The organism is Chryseobacterium luquanense, assembly GCF_026460945.1.
Taxonomy (GTDB): Bacteria; Bacteroidota; Bacteroidia; order Flavobacteriales; family Weeksellaceae; genus Chryseobacterium; species Chryseobacterium luquanense.
On record NZ_JAOVZV010000024.1, the window covers coordinates 25,188 to 49,499 of the forward strand.

At 33.7% G+C, this 24,312-nt stretch carries 20 protein-coding genes; 13 read left to right on the top strand and 7 right to left on the bottom strand.

Features of this window, described 5'->3' with window-relative positions; all coding sequences use genetic code 11:
- Positions 1-33: 33 nt before the first annotated feature.
- A complete protein-coding gene (locus tag OEA66_RS18925; protein WP_267282873.1) occupies positions 34-2,301 on the bottom strand; it encodes an aconitate hydratase in 2,268 nt (755 codons plus the stop codon).
- Positions 2,302-2,733: 432 nt separating this feature from the next.
- Positions 2,734-5,514, bottom strand: a complete 2,781-nt coding sequence (locus tag OEA66_RS18930; protein WP_267282874.1) for a bifunctional aconitate hydratase 2/2-methylisocitrate dehydratase — start codon at positions 5,512-5,514, stop codon at positions 2,734-2,736.
- A 383-nt stretch (positions 5,515-5,897) separates the two neighbouring features.
- Here OEA66_RS18930 and OEA66_RS18935 point away from each other — a divergent pair, with 383 nt between their 5' ends.
- From OEA66_RS18935 to OEA66_RS18970, 8 genes are all read left to right on the top strand, one after another.
- On the top strand, positions 5,898-6,665 hold the full coding sequence (locus OEA66_RS18935) for a WG repeat-containing protein (protein ID WP_267282875.1): 768 nt from the start codon (positions 5,898-5,900) through the stop codon (positions 6,663-6,665).
- A gap of 271 nt (positions 6,666-6,936) precedes the next feature.
- Entirely contained in the window at positions 6,937-9,039 is a 2,103-nt protein-coding gene (locus tag OEA66_RS18940; RefSeq protein WP_267282876.1) for a TonB-dependent receptor, read from the top strand.
- 195 nt (positions 9,040-9,234) lie between these two features.
- Entirely contained in the window at positions 9,235-10,008 is a 774-nt protein-coding gene (locus OEA66_RS18945) for an HU domain-containing protein (protein WP_267282877.1), read from the top strand.
- Complete coding sequence (locus OEA66_RS18950; protein WP_267282878.1) at positions 9,996-10,523, top strand: acyl-CoA thioesterase; 528 nt, start codon at positions 9,996-9,998, stop codon at positions 10,521-10,523. Before OEA66_RS18945 ends, OEA66_RS18950 begins: the two co-directional genes overlap by 13 nt.
- A 53-nt stretch (positions 10,524-10,576) precedes the next feature.
- Complete coding sequence (locus OEA66_RS18955; protein WP_267282879.1) at positions 10,577-11,506, top strand: 2-hydroxyacid dehydrogenase; 930 nt, start codon at positions 10,577-10,579, stop codon at positions 11,504-11,506.
- Between the two features lie 127 nt (positions 11,507-11,633).
- The gene (locus OEA66_RS18960; RefSeq protein ID WP_267282880.1) at positions 11,634-12,896 is read left to right on the top strand and encodes a serine hydrolase domain-containing protein; all 1,263 of its coding nucleotides are present in this window, start codon (positions 11,634-11,636) and stop codon (positions 12,894-12,896) included.
- Between the two features lie 25 nt (positions 12,897-12,921).
- Positions 12,922-14,694 (top strand): Ig-like domain-containing domain, encoded by a 1,773-nt coding sequence (locus OEA66_RS18965; RefSeq protein WP_267282881.1) that lies wholly within the window; start codon positions 12,922-12,924, stop codon positions 14,692-14,694.
- On the top strand, positions 14,694-15,152 hold the full coding sequence (locus tag OEA66_RS18970; protein WP_267282882.1) for a heme-binding domain-containing protein: 459 nt from the start codon (positions 14,694-14,696) through the stop codon (positions 15,150-15,152). The genes OEA66_RS18965 and OEA66_RS18970 overlap by 1 nt, the downstream gene beginning before the upstream one ends.
- A gap of 69 nt (positions 15,153-15,221) precedes the next feature.
- Here the strand turns inward: OEA66_RS18970 and OEA66_RS18975 are convergent, their stop codons facing one another.
- The 5 genes from OEA66_RS18975 to OEA66_RS18995 form a co-directional block, all read right to left on the bottom strand.
- Complete coding sequence (locus OEA66_RS18975; protein WP_267282883.1) at positions 15,222-15,737, bottom strand: NUDIX hydrolase; 516 nt, start codon at positions 15,735-15,737, stop codon at positions 15,222-15,224.
- Positions 15,734-16,648 carry a site-specific tyrosine recombinase XerD gene (gene xerD, locus OEA66_RS18980; RefSeq protein ID WP_267282884.1) on the bottom strand — a complete coding sequence of 305 codons (915 nt, stop codon included), beginning with the start codon at positions 16,646-16,648 and terminating at the stop codon, positions 15,734-15,736. The genes OEA66_RS18975 and xerD overlap by 4 nt, the downstream gene beginning before the upstream one ends.
- Positions 16,649-16,661: 13 nt before the next feature.
- Positions 16,662-17,093, bottom strand: a complete 432-nt coding sequence (locus tag OEA66_RS18985; protein ID WP_267282885.1) for a deoxycytidylate deaminase — start codon at positions 17,091-17,093, stop codon at positions 16,662-16,664.
- A 34-nt stretch (positions 17,094-17,127) separates the two neighbouring features.
- Positions 17,128-17,895 (bottom strand): enoyl-CoA hydratase-related protein, encoded by a 768-nt coding sequence (locus tag OEA66_RS18990; RefSeq protein WP_267282886.1) that lies wholly within the window; start codon positions 17,893-17,895, stop codon positions 17,128-17,130.
- 101 nt (positions 17,896-17,996) lie between these two features.
- Entirely contained in the window at positions 17,997-19,484 is a 1,488-nt protein-coding gene (locus OEA66_RS18995; RefSeq protein ID WP_267282887.1) for a catalase, read from the bottom strand.
- A 108-nt stretch (positions 19,485-19,592) separates the two neighbouring features.
- Between OEA66_RS18995 and OEA66_RS19000 the strand changes: the two genes are divergently transcribed.
- The 5 genes from OEA66_RS19000 to OEA66_RS19020 all read left to right on the top strand — a co-directional run bounded on the left by OEA66_RS19000 (position 19,593) and on the right by OEA66_RS19020 (position 24,295).
- Positions 19,593-20,543: a LysR substrate-binding domain-containing protein gene (locus tag OEA66_RS19000; RefSeq protein WP_267282888.1), complete on the top strand. Its 951-nt coding sequence runs from the start codon at positions 19,593-19,595 to the stop codon at positions 20,541-20,543.
- A 231-nt stretch (positions 20,544-20,774) separates the two neighbouring features.
- Positions 20,775-22,055: a methionine adenosyltransferase gene (gene metK, locus OEA66_RS19005; protein ID WP_267282889.1), complete on the top strand. Its 1,281-nt coding sequence runs from the start codon at positions 20,775-20,777 to the stop codon at positions 22,053-22,055.
- 88 nt (positions 22,056-22,143) lie between these two features.
- A complete protein-coding gene (locus tag OEA66_RS19010; RefSeq protein WP_267282893.1) occupies positions 22,144-22,626 on the top strand; it encodes a hypothetical protein in 483 nt (160 codons plus the stop codon).
- A 187-nt stretch (positions 22,627-22,813) separates the two neighbouring features.
- The gene (locus tag OEA66_RS19015) at positions 22,814-23,401 is read left to right on the top strand and encodes an RNA polymerase sigma factor (protein WP_267282890.1); all 588 of its coding nucleotides are present in this window, start codon (positions 22,814-22,816) and stop codon (positions 23,399-23,401) included.
- A 198-nt stretch (positions 23,402-23,599) separates the two neighbouring features.
- Positions 23,600-24,295, top strand: a complete 696-nt coding sequence (locus OEA66_RS19020; protein WP_267282891.1) for a YjjG family noncanonical pyrimidine nucleotidase — start codon at positions 23,600-23,602, stop codon at positions 24,293-24,295.
- Positions 24,296-24,312 lie beyond the last annotated feature (17 nt).

A 24,312-nucleotide genomic window follows, 5' to 3' on the forward strand; every position in this document is an offset into this window, starting at 1 on the left:
TTTGAAGTTGCTTTCGTTGTATTAAAAGAAATTTTAATTTTCCTGTTGCTTAATCAAATTCAAAGCAGAACCTGCCTTAAACCAATCAATCTGTTGATCGTTATAGGTATGGTTTGCCAAAACAATATCTTTAGTTCCATCGGTATGAATGAATTCTAAAGTCAATTGTTTTCCTGGAGCAAACTGATCCAAATCTAAGAAGTTAACCACGTCATCTTCCTGAATTTTATCATAATCTGTTTCATCAGCAAACGTCAATCCCAACATTCCCTGTTTTTTCAGGTTGGTTTCATGGATTCTTGCAAATGATTTTACCAGAACAGCTTTTACGCCAAGATGTCTTGGCTCCATTGCTGCGTGCTCTCTTGAAGAACCTTCACCGTAATTCTGATCTCCTACAACAATCGAAGGAATTCCTGCAGCTTTGTACGCTCTCTGTACAGCAGGAACTTCGCCGTAAGCACCATCCAACTGGTTTTTTACTTTGTTGGTTTCCATGTTGTACGCGTTTACAGCGCCGATCAACATGTTGTTGGAGATATTATCTAAATGTCCTCTGTATTTCAACCATGGTCCAGCCATAGAAATGTGATCCGTTGTACATTTTCCGAAAGCTTTGATTAAAACTCTCGCTCCGGTAATGTTTTTACCGTCCCAAGCAGGGAATTCTTCCAGTAACTGAAGTCTGTCTGAGGTCGGGCTTACTTTTACTTCAACAGTTGAACCGTCTGCAGATGGAGCTTGGTAACCATTGTCATCAACGGCAAAACCTTTTGAAGGCAATTCAGAACCGCTAGGTTCGTTTAATTTTATCTGTTCACCGTTTTCAGCGGTCAATGTATCTGTGATTGGATTAAAATCTAATCTTCCTGAGATTGCAATTGCTGCCACCATTTCCGGTGAAGCTACGAAAGCATGGGTATTTGGGTTTCCGTCGGCTCTTTTTGCAAAGTTTCTGTTGAAAGAGTGAATGATTGAGTTTTTCTCGCCTTTGTCAGCACCCTCTCTGTCCCACTGTCCGATACAGGGTCCGCAGGCATTGGTAAAGATTCTTGCATTTTCAAATTTTCTGAAAGAGTCAAGGAATCCATCTCTTTCTGCGGTAAATTTCACCTGCTCAGAACCAGGGTTAATTCCTAAAATAGCTTTTGGTTTTACACCTTTTGCCACTGCATCTTCTACAATGGAGGCAGCTCTTGATAAATCTTCGTATGAAGAGTTGGTACACGATCCAATCAATGCCCATTCCACTTCAATGGGCCAACCGTTCGCTTCTGCTTTTGCTTTAAATTCAGAAACCGGTGTTGCCAAATCTGGTGTAAACGGTCCGTTCAAGTGAGGAGCCAATTCCGAAAGGTTAATTTCAATCACCTGATCAAAATACTGTTCAGGGTTTGCATAAACTTCAGCATCACCCGTTAAATGTTCCGCAACTTGGTCTGCAGCATCTACAACATCCTGTCTTCCGGTAGAAGCGAGATATCTTCTCATCGAATCATCATATCCGAAAGTCGAAGTCGTCGCACCAATTTCTGCACCCATGTTGCAAATGGTTCCTTTTCCTGTTGCGGATAAAGAGATTGCACCCTCACCGAAATATTCTACGATGCATCCGGTTCCTCCTTTTACGGTAAGAATTCCGGCAACTTTTAGGATAACGTCTTTTGCTGAGGTCCAGCCAGACATTTTACCGGTTAACTTTACACCGATTAATTTTGGCATTTTCAATTCCCACGCCATTCCGGCCATTACGTCAACTGCATCTGCACCACCAACTCCGATGGCAACCATTCCTAATCCACCTGCGTTAACCGTATGAGAGTCGGTTCCAATCATCATTCCTCCAGGAAATGCATAGTTTTCTAAAACAACCTGGTGGATAATTCCGGCTCCGGGTTTCCAGAAACCGATTCCGTATTTATCACAGACAGAGCCTAAGAAGTTGAAAACCTCCGAGTTTTTATTGATTCCTTCCTGTAAATCTGATTCTGCACCCACTCTCGCCTGAATCAGGTGATCTGCGTGAGCAGTTGACGGAACAGCGACTTTGGCTTTTCCAGCCTGCATAAACTGTAAAAGAGCCATCTGAGCCGTCGCATCCTGCATGGCCACTCTATCGGGAGCGAAATCCACGTAGGAATTTCCTCTTTCATGTTCTTTTGTTGCGTTTCCTTCCCACAAGTGGGTGTAAAGAATTTTTTCTGAAAGTGTCAAAGGCTTTCCTGTAATTTGTCTTGCTGCTGCAATTCTTTCAGGATAGCGTTCGTACACTTTTTTGATCATGTCAATGTCGAATGTCATATCTTAATTTAATTTTTCTGTTTTTCGTAATTCTCTATTTTTAATTTTTGAATATTTGTTTAAGGTAAAGATTAATCTTGAACACAAAAGCACACAATGGCTTTTTTTGAATGCTTTTAATTATTACAAAGCAGTAAACTTAAATAAGAATTCAATAGTTCATTAATTATTCAAATAAAATAGAAAATTTTAATCCTTTATAATTCATCAAATACCGTTCCTCCAATCTTTAATAAAGGATAAAAATGATGAATGACTGAGATTATTTCTAACTATCAAGTTAAGAAAAAATAGAATTGAAGGTATTGATTTAAGATAAAATATAACATACTGAGTCTTAAATGGAAATGTTCTAAACAAAAAATGGAAGACTTCGCAAGAAATCTTCCATTTTATATTTAAAAAGCCTTTCGACTTTTACTTAAAAATCAATTAGTGACCCACAGTAACTAATTCTTTGATAGACGGTACAAAAGTCGTCAAATCAATTCCCTCAACAGCTGCTTTGTATTCTTCAATACTTGGAATTCTTCCGATGATCGCAGACAATACAACCACTGGAGTTGATGCTAATAAAGATTCTCCTTTTTTACGATCAGAATCTTCAACTACTCTTCCCTGGAAAAGTCTTGTAGAAGTTGCCAAAACGGTATCTCCTTTCTCCGCTTTTTCCTGGTTACCCATACAAAGGTTACATCCCGGACGCTCAAGATACATCATGTTTTTGTATTCAACGCGTGCAGCACCTTTTGGAGCATTATCGTCAAATTCAAAACCTGAATATTTCTCTAGCAATTCCCAATCACCTTCAGCTTTCAATTCATCGATGATGTTATACGTTGGAGCAGCAACTACAAGAGGAGCTAAGAATTCAACTTTACCGTCTCTTCGTTCGATGTTTCTTAGCATCTGAGAAACAATTTTCAGGTCACCTTTGTGAACCATACAAGATCCTACGAAACCTAAATCCACTTTTTTATCGCCTCCGTAATAAGTAAGGTCTCTGATCGTGTCGTGCGTATATCTTTTAGAAACATCTTCGTTGTTTACGTCTGGGTCAGCGATCATTGGCTCAACAATAATGTCAAGGTCAACCACTACTTCTGCGTAATAACTTGCATTTGAATCCGGAGTTAAAGCTGGTTTTTCGCCAGATTTGATCTCGGTAATTCTCTTATTCGCTTTGTTAATTAAACCTTGAAGAACCTGATTGTGGTTATCCATTCCTTTATCGATCATAATCTGGATTCTGCCTTTCGCAATTTCCAATGATTCGATCAAAGTATCGTCTTCAGAAATACAGATTGAAGCTTTTGCTTTCATTTCTGCAGTCCAGTCTGTAAATGTGAATGCCTGATCAGCAGGAAGTGTTCCGATGTGAACCTCAATGATTCTACCCTGGAATACATTTTCTCCTCCGAATTGCTGCAACATTTGCAGTTGAGTCGCATGTACTACATCACGGAAATCCATGTGATGTTTCATGTCGCCTTTGAAAGTTACTTTTACAGATTCCGGGATTGGCATTGATGCTTCACCAGTCGCTAGAGCTAAAGCTACTGTTCCTGAGTCCGCTCCGAAAGCAACACCTTTAGACATTCTCGTGTGAGAGTCACCTCCGATGATGATTGCCCACTCGTCAATTGTAATATCATTCAGAACTTTGTGAATTACATCTGTCATTGCGTGGTATTCACCTTTCGGGTCACGGGCAGTGATCAAACCGAAATCATTCATAAATTTCATCAATCTAGGAATGTTAGCCTGAGCTTTTTTGTCCCAAACCGAAGCTGTGTGACATCCAGATTGGTAAGCACCGTCAACGATTGGAGAAATTACTGTCGCAGCCATTGATTCCAATTCCTGTGCAGTCATCAAACCCGTTGTATCCTGAGATCCAACGATATTTACTTCTACACGAACGTCTGAACCAGCGTGCAATATTTTTCCTGGCGCCAAACCAACAGCGTTTTTGTTAAATATTTTTTCAACAGCAGTAAGACCAACGCCTTCTTTTGTAATTTCTTTTGAAGGAGCGTAAACCGTAGGAATTTCAATTCCTAAAATCCCAGATGCCCAAGTTTGTAATTTTTTACCAAAAACGATCGCATAAGAACCACCAGCTTTGATAAATTCCATCTTTTGCGGCGTGAATGACTTGGAAATATCTTTCAATTCCTGATCGCCGTTGTATAATTTTTTAGTCTTTGTATTAATGGTAAGAACAGTTCCTGTTGCTACAGAATAAACTTCCTCAAGAATTGGCTCATTATTTTCGTTACGGATAACATTTCCTTCTGCGTCTAGTTTTTTTACCCAGTTCTGAAGGTCGATACCAATTCCACCAGTTACGTCAACAGTAGTCAAGAAAATCGGAGAAATTCCGTTTGTTCCACCAACAATTGGTGCGAAATTCACAAATGGAATATAAGGACTCGCTTGTTTACCAGTCCACAGTGCCACGTTGTTTACACCAGACATTCTTGATGAACCAACTCCCATTGTTCCTTTTTCAGCGATCAACATCACGCTTTTGTCAGGATGTTGTGCCTGCAAAGCTTTAATTTCCTCTTGAGCTTCTGGAGTCATCATGCACTTTCCGTGAAGTTCACGGTCTGATCTTGAGTGCGCCTGATTTCCAGGAGATAATAAGTCTGTAGAGATATCACCTTCACCAGCAATATAGGTAACTACTTTAATTTCTTCAGGAGCTTCAGGAAGTTTTGTAAAGAATTCAGCCTGTGCGTAGCTTTCAATAAGTTCTTTTGCAATTTCGTTACCGTTGTGGAATGCTTCTTTTAAACGATCCGTATCAGCTTCGTAAAGGAAAACCTGAGTTTTTAGAACGTTTGCAGCTTCTTTAGCAATTGCAACATCATTTCCTAAAGCTAAATCCAACAATACTTTGATTGACGGACCACCTTTCATATGAGATAACAATTCAAACGCAAAAGCAGGAGTGATTTCTTCTAATACGGATTCACCTAAAATGATTTCTTTTAAAAACTGAGCTTTCACAACTGCTGCAGGTGTTGTTCCCGGTAAACTGTTGTAGATAAAGAATTTCAGAGAATCTGCTCTGTATTCGTTATTCTTATCTTTAATTTGTGCAATGATTGCGCTTAAAAGTTCAGCACCATCAATTGGTTTTGGGTGAAGACCCTGAATTTTTCTTTCTTCAATCTCTTGGATGTAATCCTGATAAATATTCATAAATAGAAGTTCTTTTTAAAAATTAAAGGTAGATTATTGGTTGGTAGACATCTGTTAAAGTGCAGAAGCTGTATAATCTACAACATTTCTGAAAATGTGAGATAATCTGTCCCAATGGGTAAATATTAATAAGGACTTTTCTCTGAAAATGTAAGAATTTACTTTGCAATTGATTTCGCCGTGAACTCTTTTTCGGATAAAACGTTGTTAGATTTTAAATGATAAAATCAAATGCGATACCTTAAAACGTTTTAAAATTATCGTACATTTAAAAATGTTTCCAAAAATACGGAATTTTAATTTTTTTCTTAGGCTAAATTATTTAGATTCTTTATAAATATGTTTTTTATATTTTCTATTTTTGGCACAAATTTACATGAAAGATGATTTTAAGAATATTGATGTTGAGTTTTTTAGTTCTATTTTTTAATTTTAATTTTTCTCAGTCTAAAGCTTTGAAAATTAATGATTTAAATAAGTCAAAAGGTGTTTCTAATTCAGCGGCTACTAAGAAAAATTCTCATGGTCTTCCAATGGTTAATGAAAATATTCCGTTATTGATTCCGCAAAAAAAGAATGGAAAATCTGGTTTTGTTAATCAAAAAGGAAAATTTGTGATTCAGCCGGAGTATGATTTGGTGATGTTTTTTGGTGAAGATTGCAATCTTTTAAACTCTCCCAATGATAAAGTGAAGAAATTTGGCACGGTAGATTTTGCAACAGTTGAAAAATCCGGAGTTACATTTAGAATCAATAAATCAGGCAAAAGAGTATATCAATATAAAAATGACGATTTAGGAAAATGTAAGTTTGATTTGAAAAAATCTCTATTTCATGCCTATATTCTCAACGGAAAATACGGGATTATTGAAGATTCAAAATTTAAAAATCCGTCAGATAAAAATCAATTCACTATTTACCCCAATTACCAGTATCTCTATATTTTGGAAGGTGATGATGTTTCAAATCCTATGATTGTCGCAACGTATAACGATAAATTTGGAGTGATTGATGTTAATAATAAAATCATTATTCCATTTGAATATTCAGACATAAAAAGAAATTACAGCTGGAAATTGGGGAAGATGTTTGATGTAACTAAAGACGATAAAAATTACTATTATATCGATTCTGATAATCGCTCGTATTAAATTCTGTGTGAAAATTTATATCTAAAAAATCATATTTTTGAGTTAAAATATTTTTTGTAATTTTGCCGCTGAAATTAAAGGGGTGCCCCAATCGGAGCTGAGATTATACCCAATGAACCTGGAACAGGTAATGCTGTTTAGGGAAACATTTATTATAAATGATAATAATAGATGATAAAGGATATTTTAAAAATCATTTATCAATCATAACTTATCAGATATAAATTATAGTCGCCCCTTTTATTCCATTAAATTTTTAAAATTTATAAGAATGAAAGGATTATTTTTTTTAGGACTTACCGCAAGTTCTTTGAGTTTCGCACAAACTCAAAACCCAGATTCTCTGAAAGCCAGAGAAATTGAAGCTGTAAACTTCACCAAAAGGCTTCCCGTTGCCAAAGAAATTATTAATGTTCAAAAAGATCTCGACAGTAGAAATCTTGGACAGGATTTACCTATTCTTTTGAAAAATCAGACCTCAATTATTTCCACTTCCGATGCCGGAAATGGGGTTGGTTACACCGGATTTAGAATTCGTGGAGTTGCCGGAAGAGGAATTAATGTGATGATGAATGGTGTTCCGTTCAATGATTCAGAAAGTCAGGGGACTTTTTTCGTAAATGTTCCGGATTTAACGAGTTCTGCGTCGCAAATCGTTATTCAGCGTGGAGTTGGAACTTCAAATAATGGAGTTTCTGCTTTCGGAGCGAGTATCAACGTGATTTCAAAAGAGCCGGAAGACAAGTTTTATTTTAAAACAGATGACAGTTACGGATCATTTAATACGTACAAATACTCTGCAGAAATTGGTTCTGGAAAATTCTGGAAAGATCGTCTTTCTATAATGGGAAGATATTCTAACATTCATTCTGACGGATATATTGACAGGGCTGCTTCAGATTTAAATTCATACAATTTCACAGCACTATTTGAAGAAGGAAAAACGAAACTTCGTTTGATGGCTTTTGGCGGAAAAGAAAAAACATATCAAGCTTGGAATGGTGTTGATCGTCAAACTTGGGAAACCAATCCTAAAACCAATTTATCAGGAGCAATCTATGATGCAAACTGGGAAAATATTGTTGGTTTTTATGATAATGAAACCGATAATTACAGACAAAATCATTATCAATTGCTTTGGGAACAAGGGTTAAATGATAATTGGAATCTCGAAACAACGCTTCATTATACAAAAGGAAGAGGTTATTATGAGAATTATAAACAAGGTGATCCTTACGCAAGATATAATTTGCCTGATTTTAATGGAAATAAATCTTCAGATTTTATTAGAAAAAAATGGTTAAATAATGATTTCTACGGTGTAGTTTCTACTTTATATGGAAAATTCGATTATCTTGATTTGAACTTTGGGGTTGTCGGAAACCAATATTATGGTAGACATTACGGTAATGTAAGAGATGTTTTCTTTGCTGAAATTCCGCAACATGAATATTACCGAAATCGTTCGGTTAAGAATGAAGTTGCCGGTTTTGCGAAAGCTTTAATTAAGGTAAATGATTTTGAATTCTTCGGAGATTTACAGTTGAGAAATATCGACTACGATACCAAAATTTTGATGGAAGGTGATGATGAAGGCGCAAATTTGAAAAAAAACTGGTTATTTTTCAATCCAAAAGCTGGTGTAAATTATAAATTAGGAAACGGAAAAGTCTTTGTTTCGTATGCTCATGCGCAACGTGAACCGAATCGTGATGATTTAATATCAAACAATGATGTAAAATCTGAAAGTCTTCATGATGTGGAAGCAGGAATCGAAAAACAGTTTGGTCCGGTTGCTTTTACTGCCAATATATATTATATGTATTATCTGAATCAGTTGGTTTTAAACGGGCAGATAAGCAATATAGGAGAATTTATCAGAACCAATTCCGGGAAAAGTTACAGAAGAGGAATTGAAGTTGGAGCTTTGGCAAAACTTTCAAAACAATGGGAAGTTTCCGGAAATGTAAGTTTAAGCCAAAACAGAAATTTAGATTTTAGAATTGAAAATGAAAGCGGAATCAATAATCTCGGAAATACTGAAATTTCCTTTTCGCCGAATGTAATTGCTAATTTAAGCCTGAAATTTAATCCTACTAAGAATTTCCATTTTGCTTTAATGAATCAATATGTTGGAAAGCAGTATTTAGACAATACAGAGACGCAGAGTTTATTGTTGAAGGATTATTTTCTGACAGATTTTAATGTACAGTATGACTTTAAAATTTCGAAGCACGATGTCGCTTTAAAGCTTTTGGTCAATAATATTTTCGATCAAAAATATGTGAATAACGGTTATGTTTACAATGGTCCGATTTACTTCGCTCAGGCTGGAACCAATTTTATGTTCGGAATCAGCTGGAAAATTCAATAATCAATAAAACACCATTTCACTTTATTATAGTTAGTTTTCTTATTAAATTTTTTAAAGACTGTTTCGGCAGTCTTTTTTATTATATTTAAATTAAGAGTTAAACAAAATCTCAATATTTTATTTATGATTTTTAACATTTTAAACTAAAAATAAATCTCTTAAAAAGTCACGAAAAAGTCATAAATTTGCGGTCAAATGAATATTTCAGCTTACATTTTAGAATATCTGAAGCAATTCGGAACAGTTGTGGTTCCGCAGTTTGGCGTTTTCTCACTCGAAAATACCAAGGCAGTCATCAATTCTGAAAACGGAAGTATTCTTCCGCCTTCAAGCAAGATTGCTTTCCATTCAGATTATCAGGTTTCATCAGATGATCTGGTAAATTTTATAAGCACCGAAAAAGGTGTTTCTAAGAATTCTGCTGAAAGCGAACTGCAGGTTCAGACCGATTTCTGGAAGAAAAAACTTCAGGCAGAGCAAACTTTAGAAATACAAAATCTTGGAACTATTTTTATTGAAGACGGAATTTTGACTTTCAAGGGAAATCGCCTTGAATCTGATCATCCGGATTTTTATGGTTTGGAAGAAATTCGTTTTTCGGATATTAAAAATGATGAAAGCTCAATTCCTACGGTTAATAAAGAGAAAGATTATAAATTCAACAAATCTATTTTGTGGATTTTCCTTTTCATTATTCCGGTTTTAGGAATTCTGTATTTTGGTTACATGCAACAGGAATTACTTTTCGGTAAAAAATCTTTTGATGATGTTTCGGTACAAACCAAAACCAAAAGAATTGAAAAAACCGTTCCGGTAAAAATTGATTCTGCTCAATTGAAGATTAATGATTCTACAAAGCAGGCTCAACTGAAAAAAGATTCTTTAATTCAGGATTCTATTAAAAAAACAGCCGTGAAATCTGTAAAAGTTCCGGCAACTCAAAAATCAAAACCTAAATGGCAAAAATAAAAAAAGCGTCAGAATCTCTTACGGTGATGACAAATATCGTTCTTCCGAATGATACCAACCAGCTTAGAAACCTTTTCGGAGGCGAATTGTTGGCAAGAATGGATCGTTGTGCGTCGATTTCAGCAACAAGACACTGCGAAAGAAGAGTGGTGACAGCTTCTGTAAATCATGTTTCTTTCGATCATCCGATTCCTGAAGGTGGAATTGTTGTGATGGAATCTAAAGTTTCTCGCGCATTTGGAACTTCTATGGAAATTTATGTTGATGTGTGGTTGGATGATCCTATTAATCATAAAAAAATTCAGACCAATAAAGGAATTTACACTTTTGTTGCAGTTGATGAATTCAACAGACCAATTCCAATTCCACAAATGGAACCTGAAACAGAACTTGAAGTAGAAAGATTTGATGCAGCATTAAGAAGAAAAGAATTGTCTTTAATTCTTTCAGGAAGAATGAAACCTACAGATTCTATAGAATTGAAAAAATTATTTGCAGGAGAGATTGAACAATAATTTACAACGGAAGGATTTTTTCTTCCGTTTATTTTTAAATGTAAGTTACAAAAATGAAAATCTTATTATTAGATAAAAACCATCCTCTTATTACCCATCAGCTTTTAGAAAAAAACTTTATTCTGGAAGAAGATTTCTCGTCTTCTTATGATGAGGTTTGTGCTAAAATTCAAAACTATGATAGTGTAATTATCCGAAGCAGAATTCCTTTGGATGCTAATTTTTTGGAGAAAGGTAAAAACTTAAAATTCATTGCAAGAGTAGGAGCGGGAATGGAAAACATTGATATTCCTGTTGCTGAAAAATTAGGAATTCAATTGATCAATTCTCCGGAAGGAAATCGTGATTCTGTTGCAGAACATGTTGTTGGAATGTTGTTGATTTTAATGAACCGACTTTTCATCGCTTCTCAGGAAGTAAAAAACGGAGTCTGGCTTCGTGAAGAAAATCGTGGTGACGAGCTATTAGGAAAAACTGTTGGATTAATTGGTTACGGAAACATGGGAAAGACGACTGCAAAAAGGCTTTCAGGTTTCGGTTGTAAAGTGATTTTCCATGATATTCTGCCAAATCTTTCAGATGAATTTGCAACACAAGTAAGTTTAGAAGAATTAAAGGAAAAAGCTGAGATTTTAAGTTTACATATTCCATTGACAGAGGAAACTCACTATTTAATAAATGAAAAGTTTATTTCAGAAATGAAAAATGACTTTTATTTTGTTAATACAGCAAGAGGAAAAAATATTGAAACGAAATATTTAGTTGAGGCATTAAAATCCGGAAAAGTAAAAGGTGCGTGTCTTGATGTTTTGGAATATGAAAAGTCTTCATTTGAAAATCTTGAAGTAGACAATGAAGATTTAAGCTATCTTTTAAATTCAGAAAAAGCAATCGTAACACCTCATATAGCAGGTTGGACACATCAGAGTAAAGAGAAATTAGCGCAGGTTATTGTAGATAAAATTATTGCATCGTTTTGTTAGTTCAAAAACCAACGAATTAGATTACTCATTTAGGGTGTGAAATTTTATGTTAAATAATTCATAATTGATAATCGCCTTTTCATATTTGAACTGAGTTTTATTAAATTGCCACTCATTTTTTGAACCCATGAAGAAGCTTAACCTTGTACTCGTTACAACCCTATTTTTATTCCTGTTTTCCTGTAAAAATAAATCCGAAAACAATGCTGCAACTGCAGAGTCTACCACAAATCTTCCGAATTACGGAAACGTAGATTTAAGCAAAGTTTTTGCAGATCGTGATTTCAGTTTGGTAGACAAAAAACAAGCTGTAAATTATATCGATCAGTACTATAAAAAAGTTTGGGAAAGTGGTAATCTGAGCGGAAGTTTTCTTGTTGCGCAAGGTGATGATGTTTTATATGAAAATTACCGCGGTTTTGCACGAGAAGGCAATCAAAACAAGATTGATAAAAATACGCCACTTCATGTCGCTTCAGTTTCAAAAACAATGACGGCAATGGCAATGATGAAATTAATCGAAGCCGGAAAAATAAAATTATCAGATCATTTAACGCAATTCTTCCCCGGGTTTCCTTATCCTAATGTGACGGTTCAGACTCTATTAGACCAAAGAAGCGGACTGCCGAAATACGAATATTTTATTACTAAAATTCAACCAGCTCCCGCAGAACTTTCGAAGACCTACATTACAAATCAGGATGTTTTAAATATGATTATTAAATACAAACCTGAGTTGGCAAGAGACACTGATACTGGTTTTATGTATTGCAATACCAATTTTGCACTTTTAGCTTTATTGATTGAAAAAGTGACCAAAACTCCTTTTCCACAAGCGATGAAAGAGATGGTTTTCACTCCGTTGAAAATGACAAATACTTATATTTTTCAGGAGAAAGATATTCCAACTGCATCACAATCTTTTTATTATGGCGGAAATAAATTGTATCCGTTAGATCGATTGGATTTGATTTACGGTGATAAAAATGTCTATACAACACCGAGAGATTTGCTTAATTTTTCTAAAGCAATGTTTTCTAAAGATTTTTTAAAACCTGAATTGATGCAAATGGTTTTCACTCCTTACAGTAATGAGAAAGCCGGGCAAAATAATTATGGTTTAGGTTTTAGAATGAAAATTTTTGACAATGGCGAAAAACTTACGTATCACAACGGATGGTGGCACGGAACAAATTCCGTTTTTGCTCATCTTTTAAAATCTAAAGTGACAATTATTGCAATTGGAAATAAATATTCAGGAAAGGTTTACACAGCTTTGGCTTTGTCGGGATTATTTGAAGATTTTCCGGCTCAAAAAGATAAACTTCACAGCATAATGAATGATAATCAGGATACTTTGAAAACTCAAACTGAAGTTTTTGGAGAATAATGTTTATTTTTGCTCAAATAATTTCATGAAAAGATTCTTTCTTTTATTTATCATCGGTATTCTTGTACAGTCTTGTGCGAGAGTTGGTTCGCCAATTGGAGGCGCAAAAGATACTTTAGCTCCGCAAGTTATCGGTTCAAATATAGATACCACAAGAGTGAATGTAAGAAGAGACATCAAAGAACTGCGAATTGATTTTAACGAATATATTACTTTAAAAGATATTAATAAAAATCTTAATATTTCCCCGCCAATAAAGAATATTAAAAGAATTCTTCCGTCAAATATTGCCAATAAATATATGGTCATTCAATGGACTGATACTTTGCAGGCAAATACAACATATAATTTCAATTTTGGAAATGCAATTGTAGATAACAGCGAAGGAAATCCTTTGAGGTATTACAATTTTGCTTTTTCAACGGGTGAAAAATTGGATGATTTATACATCAGTGGTGAAGTTACAGATGGTTTTACAATAAAAAAGAAAAGCAGCTCCGATAATAAAATGGTTGTAGGTCTTTATCAGTTGAAAGACAGTATGGATTATCGACAAAAACCTTACTACATTACAAAAGTTGATGACGACGGTTATTATGAATTAAATTATTTGGCCCCCGGAAAATATAAGATTATTGCTTTCGATGATGATAATGAAAATTCTATTTACAATCCCGGAAAAGAAAAAATTGCTTTTAGAAAAGATACGGTAACTGTAGAAAAGTCTATTTCAGGTTTAAATTTAAAACTTTACCCATCAAAAAAACCTTTCAAAAAACCTGAGTTTAAAGATATGGCAGGTGGAGTGATGATGTTATTTGAAGGAAATCCGGATGAAGTAAAAGTACTTTCTGTAAGCGAAAAGTTGAAAGATATTAAAGTTACTCATACTCCAAAATCAGATTCTGTGAAAATTTGGTTTGATGCTGTAAAAAGTGACGTTGGACAAACTGTTAATGAAAAATTGGAATTCAGCTATGATACAGGTAAAGTACAGGATACTGTTTCTACGTTCTTTAAGTATAATAAGAAAAATGTGATGAATATTAACAGTGATAATGGCGGATCTTTATTGCCTCCAAAAACTGATTTTAAAATATTATCAAATTACATAGTAGACAAAATTAACTTTGATAAATGGTCTTTAAAAATTGACAGCACAATAGTTCAGCCTTTCACGGCAAAAATTTCTGAAACCAATCCATATCAAATTTTAATTCAGTCAGATTTTATTTCCGGAAAAAAATATCACTTGACTATTCCTAAAACAACAATTTCTTCTTATTTTGATAAAAATCCAGATTCAAAACGTTTTGATTTTGAAGTTGATAAAATTGAAAATTACGGGCTTTTAAAGGTTATTCTTGAAAATGCTCCCGACAAAAAATACTGGTTGCAGCTTTTAGATTCAAGTGAAAAACCTATTTACCAAAAATATACAAGCGGAAGTGAAGTAACTTTTGATGTGCTCAAACCTGGCGAATATATTCTCCGAATTTTGGTTGATAATAATGAAAATAAATACTGGGACGAAGCAGATTTCGAAAACGGAACTTTTGCCGAAGATTCTTATATTTATTACAAAACTGCTCTAATCCGTCCTTTATGGACTTCGAAAGAAACTTGGGATTTGAAAGATGTAAGAGTTCTTGATACGAGTAAAATGGGAACGACGACTACAACAGATAAAAACACTAAATCTCAACCAACTCAAACCAGACCAACAACGAATACTACAATTCAAAATAACAATTCTGGAACAAGAGGAAACGGTAGAGAACTTCAATTAAACAGATAATGCAGAAGTTTAAAAAAATAGTATTTTGGTGTTTGGTTGGCTTTGCGATAATTCAGTTTATTCCTATTGATAAAGTGAATCAACCTGTAGATAAAACCAAGAATTTTATTGATGTTAAAAATACTCCCAAAGAAGTTGTAGATTTAATCAAAAATGCTTGCTATGATTGTCATTCAAACGAGACCGTTTATCCAAAATATGCTTATATTGCTCCGTTTTCATGGTCTGTGAAAAGTCACGTTAATGACGGAAGACAACATCTTAATTTTTCAATTTGGGAAACTTATAATAAAGATTTAAAGCAAAGTATGCTTAAAAATTCGATTCAGACAATTGAAAATAAAGTAATGCCAATGCCCGCTTACATTATTTATCATGACGAAGCAAATCTCACTACAAATGATAGAAAAGTTTTGACTAAATATTTTGAAGAAATACTGAATTCAAAAACTTACTAGGTTTAACAGAAAATAAAAATTCCCACAGATTTCTAAATTTGCGGGAATTTATTTTTTTTAAGATTCTGATTAAATATTCTTGATATAGTTTTCAAAGAATGTTTTCTGAGAATCAAAAGCAATATCATCTAAATTGATTTCTGAAATTTTAATCCATTGCGTTTCAGAAATTTCAGATAAGGCTAAATTAACGTCAAACTTCTCAGAAACATTGTACTCATAAAACAAATCAATTGTATTATAATCGATTTCTTTGTATTGATAAACATTTGGAAGACTTGTGAGATATTTTAAATTTTTGATATCTATTTCAAGTTCAAGTTCTTCATAGAGTTCTCTTTTACAAGTGTTTTCTGCGCTTTCTTTTGGATCTACAAATCCTCCTGCCAAATCAAGTTTCCCTTTTTTAGGCTCTTGATTTCTTCTTGTTAAATAAACTTCATCACCATAACGGATGATCACTGCAACGGCTCCTGCAACATTATTATATAAATTGAAGCTGCATTCTGGGCAGCTCCACTTTTTTTCTCCATCCCAATTGAGGGTTTCTTTTCCGCAATTCGGACAAAATTTTAATATTTTCATTCAACAATATTAGCATTTCTCGGGTGAAAATTCAATATTACATCCCGAAGTTCTTCTGTTTTTAGATGGGTATAAATTCCGGTTGTTGTAATACTTGAATGTCCCAACATTTCCTGAATATAACGCAAATCTGCACCGTTTTGCAACAAATGAGTGGCAAACGAATGCCTGAAAGTATGCGGAGAAATTTTCTTGCTAACTCCGGCTTTATCGGTAAGTTCTTTGATGATAATAAATACAATCACACGAGACATGGAAGTTCCTCTACTGTTGAGAAAAAGAATATCTTCATGCTTTTTGTTGATTTTACATTTAGAGCGTACCTCATTAATATACTCTTTCAAAAGCTTTGCGGTAAATTGAGCTAAAGGTACAAAGCGTGTTTTTTCGCCTTTTCCTGTAATTTTAATGTAATTTTCTTTAAAGTTGATATTAGAAATTTTAATATCAATCAATTCAGAAACTCTTAATCCGCAACCGTAAAGCACTTCAATGATGCAGTGATTTCTACGTCCTAAAGCTGAAGTTATTTCGATAGCCTGAATAATCTTTTCAATATCACTAAGACTTAAAGTATCGGGTAAATACAGCCCTAACTTTGGTCCTTCCAATAAAGATGAAGGGTTATCATCACGGATTTCGTCTTCTAAAAGATATCTGAAAAAAGCTTTAATGGAAGAAATCCATCTGGCTTGTGATCTTTCACTAAATTTTTGTTTTGATAATTTGAAAATGTATTCCTGTAGATTATCATACGTAATTGTTTCAGGGCCTGTGTTTTCAAGGTCTCCTACAGCGTAGTCTTTAAGTTTTTTGATGTCGCGAATGTAAGCGTCGAGTGTGTTTTCTGAAAAATTTCGTTCAAAACGAAGAAAAATTTCAAAATCTTTAATTTTTTCATCCCAAGTCATTGTGTTGTGTTTTTTAAATTTTTAATTCATTTTCTGAAACCTGTATTATTTCAATCTGATGTTCTTTTAAAAAAGCAATTCCTTCATTATCCGAATAAGCATTTATATATACTAATTTTGAAATTCCTGCCTGTAAAATCAGCTTACTGCATTCTTTACAGGGCGATAAAGTGAGGTACAGTGTTGCACCGCGGGCAGATTGTGTAGAGCCTGCCAATTTCAAAATTGCATTTGCTTCTGCGTGTAAAACATACCAGTGGGTTTTGCCGGTTTCGTCTTCACAACAGTTTTCAGATCCTGATGGAGTACCATTATATCCATCTGAAATAATCATCCTATCTTTTACGATAAGAGCTCCTACTTGTTTCCTTTCACAGTAGGAAAGTTTTGCCCATTCTAGAGCCATTTTTAGATAAGCTTTGTCAAACTTATTATACATCTGCATCGGTTTTTTTCGAAATAATCAGTGATGTGGTGTATTAGAAATTTGGCTTTCTTTTTTCAATGAAAGCGGTAACTCCTTCTTTTTTGTCGTCAAGTTCAAAAAGCTCTCCGAAAAATTTAATTTCGGTTTCAAAACCTTTATCCGTATCTGACAGATTGGTTGCTTTAATAGCTTTTGAAATTGCCATCGGAGAATTGTTAGCTATAATTTTTGCCAATTCTTCTGTTTTCGAAAGAAGTTCACCAATCGGGAAAACCTCATTTACTAAACCAATTTCTTTTGCTTTTTGTGCAGGAATCATCTTTGCTGAGAAAATCATCTCATTAGCAATCCCTTTTCCTACTAATTTTGGAAGTCTTTGGGTTCCTCCATACCCGGGAATAAGTCCTAAAGTTACTTCAGGAAGACCAAGTTTAGCATTTTCTGAGGCATATCTAATATGACAAGCCATCGCTAATTCTAAACCACCACCTAAAGCGAAGCCATTAACTGCAGCAAGAACGGGTTTAGACAAGTTTTCGATTTTATCAAAAAGAATATTTTGTCCATTTCTTGCAAGCTCTTCTGCTTTTTCCTGATTAAAGTTACTAAATTCTTTTATATCTGCACCGGCAACGAATGATTTTTCTCCGCTTCCGGTTAAAATAATTACTCTTACTTCATTGTCAGACTGTAATTCATCCAATGCAGAACTGATTTCTCTTATTGTTTGAGCATTTAAAGCATTCAAACTTTCAGGTCTGTTGATAGTAAGTACAGCAATTCTTTCTTCTTTCTTTAATAGGATATTTTCGTAAGTCATTATTCTCTTAATCTTTAAGAACTTGCAAATTAAAAATTTTTTGCAAATAAAAAGGGAAAAAATTTAATTTTTTCCCTTTTAAGTATTTATTATTTAATAGTTTACTTTGAATGATTCATCATGTTTGCATCAATATTGACACTTAAACCTGATGCTACTTTCATGCCAAGCTCAATATTTGCTCTAAAAAAGTGGCATAATTGTCGGTTGATGATTTCATCTCTTTTTGGTCCGTCAATTCCACTCATCGCATCTATGATATTGTTCACCAAATGTTCTCTGTCTTCCTGATTCATTGCTTTTGTGTATAAAAGTCCAGGTTGAGTATAATGGTCATCGTCATTTTCATTTCTGTTAAAATTTGCAACATGATTGCTGTCTAATTCATACTCGAAATTTTTATACGAAGAATCTGGTACGATGTCATCAAAACTGTTTGGATGATAATTTGGCTTATCCTGATATTCACTTGAATCTGCCATAAAACCATCTCTTTGATAATTATTTACGGCAAAAGGACATCTGTTAACTTCAAGCTGATGAGCGTTTACACCAACTCTGTATCGATGTGCATCTGGATAAGAGAATAATCTTCCCTGAAGCATTTTGTCTGGTGAGAAACTAATTCCGTTAATTAAATTACTTGGAGAAAATGTTGATTGTTCTACGTGAGCAAAATAATTAACAGGAATTTCATTCAATTCCATTTCGCCAACTTCAATTAATGGGAAATCTCCCTGAAACCAAACTTTAGTAATGTCAAAAGGATTCCATCTGAATTCCTTTGCCTGTTCTTCGGTCATTACCTGGATATAAACTGCCCATTTTGGGAAATCACCGTTGTCTATAGCGTTGCAAAGATCTTCTTGCGCAAAATCAGGATTTTCACCTGCCATTTTTGTCGCTTCATCATTGCTGAAATTTTTAATTCCCTGTTTTGTTTTAAAATGAAATTTCACCCAAACTCTTTCATTCTTATCATTAATCATTGAAAAAGTGTGAGAGCCAAATCCGTGCATATGTCTGTAACCATAAGGAGTTCCACGATCAGACATTAAAATTAAAACCTGGTGAAGAGATTCAGGATTTAAACTCCAGAAATCCCACATCATTGTTGCGCTTTTCAGATTAGTTTTCGGAACTCTTTTTTGAGTATGAATAAAATCAGGGAATTTTTTAGCATCTTTAATAAAGAAAACAGGAGTGTTGTTTCCTACTAAATCCCAATTTCCGTCTTCGGTGTAGAATTTCAAGGCAAATCCTCGTGGATCTCTCGCTGTATCTGCACTTCCTTTTTCTCCACCAACTGTAGAAAATCTTGCAAACATTCTACATGAATTTCCAACTTTTGAAAATATTTTTGCTTTTGTATATTGTGAAATGTCATGTGTCACGGTAAAAGTTCCGTATGCACCAGTTCCTTTAGCATGAACAATTCTTTCGGGAATTCTTTCTCTTACGAAATGAGCAAGGTTTTCCTGCAAAATAAAATCCTGCAATAAAACCGGACCACGCGATCCTACTGTTTGTGAATCTTGATGCTCAAAATAAGGTGCTCCACTGCCTGTCGTTAATTTTTTACTATCCATATAGTTCTGATTTGAGGTTTATTTCTATTTTTCAACATCAAATTTATGCCAATTTTTAATTGCTTATGCTAAAAACGTCATATCTTTGTCATAGATAATATTAATCAAATGAACATTCAGCAATTGGAATATCTTATCGCTGTAGATAAGTACAAACATTTTGGTAAAGCAGCTCAAGCGTGTTTTATAACTCAACCAACACTGAGTGCAATGATACAGAAGTTTGAAGATGAGCTGGATGTAAAAGTTTTTGACCGAACAACTCACCCGATAAGAACTACTGATGTCGGTTTGCAAATTATTGATCAGGCAAAAGTTATTATTGAGGCAGTGAATGAGCTGAAAAATAAAGCCAATTTGCTGAATAATATTTTGGGCGGTACAATTAATTTAGGAATCATTCCAACGGTTTCTTCATTTATTCTGCCAACTGAAATTTTCCATTTTCTTCAGGATAATCCTAAAATTCAGATGAACGTAAAGGAAATGACGACGGATAATATTATCAAAGCTTTAAAAGCTGGAGAATTAGATGCTGGAATTATTTCTACACCTTACGATAATGCCAACGAATTTTATCAGGACTTCTTATTTAACGAAGAATTGATGATTTACAGTTCAGATACAGAAGCAAACAAGAAAAATACTTTTATCGTTCCTGAAGAATTAAATGTTGAAAAAGTTTGGCTTTTAGAAGAAGGAAATTGTTTGAGAAATCAGTTTGAAAACATTTGTCATTTAAAAGAGAATACATTGAAGCCTAAAAATTTAGATTTCCTAGCATCAAATATTCAGACTTTGGTTCACATGGTTGATAAAGTAGGCGGAATCAGTATTTTGCCTGAATTGGCTTTAAATCAACTTTCAGAAGAGCAAAAAAGCAAAGTTTATAGATTTAAAAAACCTTTCCCTTATAGAGAAATCAGCATTATTTATTATAAGCCGACATTTAAGCAGAAAATTATTGACGAATTAGGTTCGTTTATTAAATCTTCTTTAGATACAAAACTTAATTATAACAGTGCTCCGAAAGATTATGTAAGTATTAAACCTCAATAACTTATTGGGATTTTATATAAATCATTAATTTCAAGAAAATTAGAATAAACAACGAAAAGTTTTGAGTATTAAAAAAATAGTACTTAAATTTGCAGACGTTTATGAACGAGGAAAAATTTGACCTGATTGCAACCTCTCTAAAAAAATGCTAAAACAGTAATTCTTTTTAGCATTTTCGGGCAATTATCATTTTTTTCTTCATATTTTTAATTTAAAAATACAAAGAATAATATGTCTTATTTATTTACATCTGAATCTGTTTCAGAAGGACATCCGGATAAAATCGCCGATCAGATTTCCGATGCATTGATCGATAACTTTTTAGCATACGATAAAACTTCAAAAGTTGCTTGTGAAACTTTAGTGACTACAGGACAGGTTGTTTTGGCAGGAGAGGTAAAATCTGATGCTTATCTAGATGTTCAGACAATTGCAAGAGAAGTAATCAACGGAATTGGCTACACAAAAGGTGAATATATGTTCAATGGAGATTCTTGCGGAGTAATTTCTGCAATCCACGAACAGTCACCGGATATCAATCAAGGTGTTGACAGAGTAGTTGCTGACGAAACTTTTGAAACAAAAGCAAATGCTCAAGGTGCAGGTGATCAAGGAATGATGTTTGGTTATGCAACCAACGAAACGGCAAACTATATGCCTCTAGCTTTAGATTTAGCACATACTATTCTTAAAGAACTTTCCGCAATCAGAAGAGAAGATTCTGAAATAAAATATCTTCGTCCGGACGCAAAATCTCAGGTTACAATTGAGTATTCTGATGATCACAAACCGGTAAGAATTGATTCTATTGTAGTTTCTACTCAGCATGACGATTTCGCAGCTGAAGAGGAAATGCTTAATAAAATCAGAGAAGACATTAAAAATATTTTGATTCCTAGAGTTGTTGCTTTGCAGACTGAAGAAATCAAAGCTTTATTTAATGATCAGATTAAATATCACATCAACCCGACTGGAAAATTCGTAATCGGTGGTCCTCACGGAGATACAGGTCTTACAGGAAGAAAAATTATTGTTGATACTTATGGTGGAAAAGGAGCTCACGGTGGTGGTGCTTTCTCTGGAAAAGATCCTTCAAAAGTAGACAGAAGTGCTGCTTATGCAACAAGACATATTGCTAAAAATTTAGTTGCTGCAGGTCTTGCTGATGAGGTTTTGGTACAGGTTTCATACGCAATTGGTGTTGCAGAACCTTGTGGTTTGTACATCAATACTTACGGAACTTCTAAAGTTGGTTTAAACGACGGTGAAATTGCTAAAAAAGTGTCTACAATTTTCGATTTGAGACCGTATGCAATTGAGCAGAATTTAAAACTTAGAAATCCTATTTATCAGGAAACTGCTTCTTATGGTCACATGGGAAGAGAGCACTTTGTTGCAGATAAAACTTTCAATAAAGGTCACAAAAATGAGTTGACTTTGGAAGGTTTGGAATTCTTCACTTGGGAAAAACTAGACAAAGTAGAAGAAATTAAATCCGCTTTCGGAATTTAATTCTGCTTTTCGGTATAGAAACTGCTTTAACATGAAAATGCTAAAGCAGTTTTTTTTATTTTTACACTCTAAATATTTTATAATGAATATGCAATCTGCAATCACAATACTTTTTCTTTTTTTTGTAGGAACTTTGGTAAAAGCTCAATACACTGTTCATAAAATGATTAATGTAGGCTACGTTTACCAAAATCAAAGTTTCGGTGAAATAGGAGCGAAGTTGATGTTTCTAAAAAATGATGATGTGATTTACAGGTTGGGAGCCTCTGCTTTGATGGGGGCTGTAAATTCAGAATTTGCGATTATGCCTAAATTACAGGGTGATATTTTGTTTAATTTTGAAAGAAATGTAGACTTTTACCACTCTTATTATTTTCTTGCGGGAGTGGAAGGAACTAATAAATACGTTGCTCCAAAAATTGGTGTTACTCTTTTTGGGATTTTAGATTTGACGGGAGGTTATGCTTTTCCTGTTGGAAATTCAGGTTTGAATGGTAAAGAATTAAAGGGTCTAAATGTTAATTTCTCATTAAATATTCCTACATCCTTCTTACATGATATGTTAAAGTAGATTTTTTTAAATAATTCTTTAGAATATTTAATAATTACTTAACAGTTATTAAAATTTTATTTATATTTACAGCATAATTTGATGCTTATAGATAAGACTTTACTCTAATACCGATTACGGCGAACTAAAATATATACTTGATCCTAGTCAGGAAAAAGTTTGTCGGCGGATAAATTTGAGAAAAGTTATGAAATCAACAGATAGCCTATTAATTTCTCTGTACCAGAAAGGAGACGAAGAAGCATTGTCAACATTAATCCATCGCCACCAAAGAGAGCTTTTTACATTTATTTTATACAAAATAAATGATCAGGATCTTGCAAATGATGTTTTCCAAGATACGTTTATCAAAATCATTGTAATGCTTAAAGAAGGACGCTACAATGAAGAAGGAAAATTTATTCTTTGGGCAAAAAGAATTGCTCAGAATCTTATCATAGACCATTTTCGTGCCAAAGCAAAAAATGTAAAAGTTTCTGAAACCACTTTTGATAATGATGAATTTTCTATTTTTGATTTAATAAGAGAACCTTCGGAAAATATTGAAGATCAATTGGTAAGTCTACAGATTCAGGAAGATTTATTGAAAATGTTGCAGTTTCTTCCGGAGAATCAACAAGAGGTGATAAAACTCAGGTTTTTTGACGGATTGAGTTTTAAAGAGATCGCAGAACATACAGATATGAGTATTAATACTACTTTAGGGCGTGTAAGATATGCGTTGATTAACCTCAGAAAAATTATGGAAGAGAATAATATTATTTTAACGAGATAATATTTCATAAGGTTTCACGTTTTAAAGAAAAAGTAATTTTCGCCTATGAAAAAAATCGACTCTTTAAAATTAAAAAGTTTGAAACCCAAAAAACAAACCATTGATTTTTTGCTTAGTTTCTCAAAAAGTCTTGACGTGGTAAAGATTAAAAACAATCATTATCACCTTTCAAAAAATTAATCATTAATTTTGTGCTGTATGAAAATTCAGCACATTTTTTTTGACCTTGACAATACACTTTGGGATCACCGAAGAAACGCCTATCTTACAATAAAAGATCTTTTCGAAAAAGAAGAAATCACTTTAAAATACAATATTGATTTTGAAGAATTTCATTCTGTTTATCATGAGATTAATGAAAAACTTTGGGAGCAGATTAGAGACGGCGAAATTGATAAAGAATATCTTAGAAAACATCGTTTTTATGATACTTTTAATCGTTTTGGAATTGATGATGTCGAATTATCAATGTTTTTCGAAGAACATTTCTTAGATAAAATTCTAAATTACAATCATTTGGTTGAAGGTGCGGAATATATTTTAGATTATTTAAAATCTAAAAATTATACGCTTCATATTATTTCAAATGGATTTCAGGAAGTTACTGAAAGAAAATGTATTCTTTCCAAAATTGATCATTATTTTCAAACTATTACAAGTGCAGATTCTGTTGGGGTTAGAAAACCAAATCCTGAGATTTTTGAATATTCTTTAAATCTTGCTGAAGTTCAAAAAGAAGAAAGTATTTTGATTGGCGATGACTGGATTGCGGATATTATCGGATCGCAAAATTTTGGTATAGATTGTATTTTCTTTGATGTTTTAAATGAAAATCCGCAGCAGGAAAATTTAAAAACAATTAAACATCTTTTACAGATAAGAGATTATTTATAAAAGTTTCGGGGGGGCCG

Coding starts and splice junctions, on each gene's coding strand:
- xerD (WP_267282884.1), bottom strand. CDS start 16,648: ATGACTTGGGATGAAAAAATTAAAGATTTTGAAATTTTTCTTCGTTTT.
- OEA66_RS18965 (WP_267282881.1), top strand. CDS start 12,922: ATGAAAAGATTCTTTCTTTTATTTATCATCGGTATTCTTGTACAGTCT.
- OEA66_RS18960 (WP_267282880.1), top strand. CDS start 11,634: ATGAAGAAGCTTAACCTTGTACTCGTTACAACCCTATTTTTATTCCTG.
- OEA66_RS19020 (WP_267282891.1), top strand. CDS start 23,600: ATGAAAATTCAGCACATTTTTTTTGACCTTGACAATACACTTTGGGAT.
- OEA66_RS19015 (WP_267282890.1), top strand. CDS start 22,814: ATGAAATCAACAGATAGCCTATTAATTTCTCTGTACCAGAAAGGAGAC.
- OEA66_RS18990 (WP_267282886.1), bottom strand. CDS start 17,895: ATGACTTACGAAAATATCCTATTAAAGAAAGAAGAAAGAATTGCTGTA.
- OEA66_RS18955 (WP_267282879.1), top strand. CDS start 10,577: ATGAAAATCTTATTATTAGATAAAAACCATCCTCTTATTACCCATCAG.
- metK (WP_267282889.1), top strand. CDS start 20,775: ATGTCTTATTTATTTACATCTGAATCTGTTTCAGAAGGACATCCGGAT.
- OEA66_RS18975 (WP_267282883.1), bottom strand. CDS start 15,737: ATGAAAATATTAAAATTTTGTCCGAATTGCGGAAAAGAAACCCTCAAT.
- OEA66_RS18930 (WP_267282874.1), bottom strand. CDS start 5,514: ATGAATATTTATCAGGATTACATCCAAGAGATTGAAGAAAGAAAAATT.
- OEA66_RS18935 (WP_267282875.1), top strand. CDS start 5,898: ATGATTTTAAGAATATTGATGTTGAGTTTTTTAGTTCTATTTTTTAAT.
- OEA66_RS18940 (WP_267282876.1), top strand. CDS start 6,937: ATGAAAGGATTATTTTTTTTAGGACTTACCGCAAGTTCTTTGAGTTTC.
- OEA66_RS19000 (WP_267282888.1), top strand. CDS start 19,593: ATGAACATTCAGCAATTGGAATATCTTATCGCTGTAGATAAGTACAAA.
- OEA66_RS18945 (WP_267282877.1), top strand. CDS start 9,235: ATGAATATTTCAGCTTACATTTTAGAATATCTGAAGCAATTCGGAACA.
- OEA66_RS18925 (WP_267282873.1), bottom strand. CDS start 2,301: ATGACATTCGACATTGACATGATCAAAAAAGTGTACGAACGCTATCCT.
- OEA66_RS18970 (WP_267282882.1), top strand. CDS start 14,694: ATGCAGAAGTTTAAAAAAATAGTATTTTGGTGTTTGGTTGGCTTTGCG.
- OEA66_RS19010 (WP_267282893.1), top strand. CDS start 22,144: ATGCAATCTGCAATCACAATACTTTTTCTTTTTTTTGTAGGAACTTTG.
- OEA66_RS18995 (WP_267282887.1), bottom strand. CDS start 19,484: ATGGATAGTAAAAAATTAACGACAGGCAGTGGAGCACCTTATTTTGAG.
- OEA66_RS18950 (WP_267282878.1), top strand. CDS start 9,996: ATGGCAAAAATAAAAAAAGCGTCAGAATCTCTTACGGTGATGACAAAT.
- OEA66_RS18985 (WP_267282885.1), bottom strand. CDS start 17,093: ATGCAGATGTATAATAAGTTTGACAAAGCTTATCTAAAAATGGCTCTA.